Source organism: Pseudomonas sp. (assembly GCF_049645325.1).
GTDB lineage: Bacteria > Pseudomonadota > Gammaproteobacteria > Pseudomonadales > Pseudomonadaceae > Aquipseudomonas.
In genome coordinates this window covers 1-3,388 of sequence record NZ_JBARTQ010000657.1, presented here as the reverse complement: position 1 = coordinate 3,388, position 3,388 = coordinate 1, and the positions used below count along the sequence as shown (strand labels likewise).

Below are 3,388 nucleotides of genomic sequence, written 5' to 3'. Positions count from 1 at the left end.
GTTCATAATCGACCAACCTGCGGCATTCAAAGTTTCAAGCTGTCACGCACTGAACTGACTTCGTCCTTGCTGGCTTCGTAGGCATCCGCTTGGCCTGCGTATGAAAAAACATAGGCCTTATCGGCATCCACTGCGCCCACCAATGTTTGCGACAACACGTGGCGGCCGTTCTCGGTAATCACACAGGTAGTTTCCAGCGCATCAAGATGACTCAATGTCGTGGGGTGCATTTTGCTGCACACGCTTTGATAACCGCCGCCGGCAAAATCCTTCTGGATGGATTTACGCATGTCCAGTAAGACGCCTTGAAGATTAACTTTATGCCCGGCTTCAATCGGTGTTCCGGTCAACTCCATGACCATCAAGGTGGTGCCATTTTCGTCATTTTTGATTGCACGCTGGCGCGACACAGCCTGAGGTTTTACCGGGGCTTCGCCGTCGGGTACCACTTCTTCAACTTGCCAGCCACTGGGCCAATGGATTTCCGGGTCAGCCGCGAAAGCGAATGGGCTGCCCAACAACACACACACAGCGCTCAACAGCGGTTTACGAAATTCAATCATTGCGAAAAACACCCAAGGTTCAAGCGACAAAGTTTGAGCCCCCGCACCCACTGGTCGCAAGGCCTGCGTGACCTTTTTCATTTGGCGCGGCGGGTAGGCCTTGCGTATTATGGTTCGGCTGCACGGATGCCAGCCGCAAGCCAAGGGACCGCTCTTTTCACCTGGAGCCGCGTTTGCCCCATTTTTTCCTGGAGGGCCCATGAGCCTGCACGATCTGAACACTTTCCCGGGCGTCACCGCCCAACCTGACACCGCCACTGCGAACTTCGTGTTCAACCACACCATGTTGCGGGTCAAGGACATCACCCAATCGCTGGATTTCTACACCCGCGTACTGGGTTTCTCCTTGGTTGAAAAACGTGACTTCCCGGAAGCCGAATTCAGCCTGTACTTCCTGGCGCTGGTGGACAAGGCCCAGATCCCGGCCGACGCTGCCGCACGCACGCAGTGGATGAAGTCGATCCCGGGCATCCTGGAACTGACTCACAACCACGGCACCGAAAACGACGCCGACTTCGCCTACCACAACGGCAACACCGACCCACGTGGTTTTGGTCACATCTGCATTTCGGTGCCGGACATTGTCGCCGCCTGCGAGCGTTTCGAAGCGTTGGGTTGTGACTTCCAGAAGCGCCTGAGCGATGGCCGCATGAAAAGCCTGGCCTTCATCAAGGACCCGGACGCGTACTGGGTTGAGATCATTCAGCCAGCGCCGCTGTAAAAATCTGACGCAATAAAAAAACCCCATGATCACTCATGGGGTTTTTCATTTCCGGTGCCGGATTTACGCTGGCGCGGAACTACGGATCAGGTGGTCGAAAGCACTCAGCGAAGCCTTGGCGCCCTCGCCCACTGCGATCACGATCTGTTTGTACGGCACAGTCGTCACGTCACCCGCAGCAAATACACCCGGCAGTGAAGTCTCGCCACGCGCGTCGACAATGATTTCGCCACGCGGTGTCAGCTCCACGGTGCCTTTGAGCCAATCGGTATTAGGCAGCAAGCCGATCTGCACAAAGATGCCTTCCAGTTCGATGGTCTTGAACTCGCCGCTGTCGCGATCCTTGTACGCCAGCCCGGTGACTTTCTGACCGTCGCCTTTGACTTCACTGGTCAGCGCGCTGGTGATCACGTCAACGTTCGGCAGGCTGTAGAGCTTGCGCTGCAGCACCGCATCGGCGCGCAATTTGCTGTCGAACTCCAGCAAAGTGACGTGGCTGACGATACCGGCCAGGTCGATGGCTGCTTCAACGCCAGAGTTACCGCCGCCGATCACCGCCACGCGCTTGCCCTTGAACAACGGACCATCGCAGTGCGGGCAGAAGCACACGCCCTTGGCCTTGTATTCCTGCTCGCCGGGCACACCCATTTCGCGCCAGCGGGCGCCGGTGGCCAGAATCACGGTCTTGGACTTGAGCGTCGCACCGCTTTCAAAACGGATCTCGTGCAAGTCACCGGCATTTTTTGCTGGCACCAGGCTGCTGGCACGCTGCAGGTTCATGATGTCGACGTCGTATTGACGTACATGAGCTTCCAGGGCGCTGGCCAGTTTCGGCCCTTCGGTTTCCTGCACCGAGATAAAGTTTTCGATCGACATGGTGTCCAGCACCTGCCCACCAAAACGCTCGGCCGCCACACCGGTGCGAATGCCCTTACGAGCGGCGTAGATCGCCGCGGCGGAACCGGCTGGGCCACCACCAACAACCAGCACATCAAAGGCGTCTTTGGCGCTGATTCTCTCGGCGGCTTTTTCAATGCCGCTGGTGTCGAGCTTTGCGAGGATTTCTTCGAGGCCCATGCGGCCCTGGCCGAAGTTCACACCGTTCAGGTAGACGCTCGGCACGGCCATGATCTGACGATCATCGACTTCGGCCTGGAACAGCGCGCCGTCGATGGCAACGTGGCGGATGTTCGGGTTAAGCACGGCCATCAGGTTCAGCGCCTGGACCACGTCCGGGCAGTTCTGGCAGGACAGCGAGAAGTACGTCTCGAAGCTGAATTCGCCTTTGAGGGCGCGGATCTGTTCAATCACTTCGACACTGGCCTTCGACGGGTGGCCACCGACTTGCAGCAGGGCCAGCACCAGCGAAGTGAATTCATGGCCCATCGGGATGCCCGCGAAACGCAGGTTGATCTCGGCACCCGGGCGGTTGATGGAGAACGATGGCTTGCGCGCATCATCGCCATCGGTTTTCAGGGTGATCAGCGTGGTGAGGCTGACGACGTCCTGCAAAAGGGCAAGCATTTCCTGGGATTTCGCGCCGTCGTCGAGGGAGGCGACGATCTCGATCGGCTGGGTGACCCGTTCCAGGTATGACTTCAACTGAGCTTTAAGATTGGCGTCCAACATACGGGCGATTTCCTATTAATTCGGTTTATTGCAGACAAAAAAACGCCCGAGCGAATCTCGCCCGGGCGCTTTGGGGGCGGTTGCAGCTTACTTAGGTGCGCAAATCCGCCCTTGATGCTTCACAGGCTTAGATCTTGCCAACCAGGTCCAGGGACGGAGCCAGGGTAGCCTCGCCTTCTTTCCACTTGGCTGGGCACACTTCGCCTGGGTGAGCGGCAACGTACTGAGCGGCTTTGATTTTGCGCAGCAGCTCGGAAGCGTCACGGCCAACACCGCCGTCGTTCAGTTCAACGATCTTGATCTGACCTTCTGGGTTGATCACGAACGTACCGCGGTCAGCCAGGCCAACTTCTTCGATCAGAACGTCGAAGTTGCGGGAGATGGTCAGGGTCGGGTCGCCGATCATGGTGTACTGGATTTTGCCGATGGCCGGCGACGTGTTGTGCCAGGCAGCGTGAGCAAAGTGGGTGTCGGT

The 3,388-nt window shown here is 57.9% G+C and carries 4 protein-coding genes; 1 reads left to right on the top strand and 3 read right to left on the bottom strand.

Annotated features, from left to right (window positions below; all coding sequences use genetic code 11):
* Nucleotides 1-26: 26 nt before the first annotated feature.
* Nucleotides 27-563: a DUF4946 domain-containing protein gene (locus tag WBB95_RS28175; protein WP_424490558.1), complete on the bottom strand. Its 537-nt coding sequence runs from the start codon at nt 561-563 to the stop codon at nt 27-29.
* A 199-nt stretch (nt 564-762) separates the two neighbouring features.
* Between WBB95_RS28175 and gloA the strand changes: the two genes are divergently transcribed.
* Complete coding sequence (gloA, locus tag WBB95_RS28170) at nt 763-1,284, top strand: lactoylglutathione lyase (RefSeq protein ID WP_424490557.1); 522 nt, start codon at nt 763-765, stop codon at nt 1,282-1,284.
* Between the two features lie 63 nt (nt 1,285-1,347).
* Here the strand turns inward: gloA and ahpF are convergent, their stop codons facing one another.
* Together ahpF and WBB95_RS28160 are read right to left on the bottom strand one after the other, a co-directional pair.
* On the bottom strand, nt 1,348-2,913 hold the full coding sequence (gene ahpF / locus WBB95_RS28165; RefSeq protein WP_424490556.1) for an alkyl hydroperoxide reductase subunit F: 1,566 nt from the start codon (nt 2,911-2,913) through the stop codon (nt 1,348-1,350).
* Nucleotides 2,914-3,040: 127 nt separating this feature from the next.
* Nucleotides 3,041-3,388, bottom strand: a 348-nt coding sequence (locus WBB95_RS28160) for a redoxin domain-containing protein (RefSeq protein ID WP_424490555.1), incomplete at its 5' end; no start/stop codon positions are given.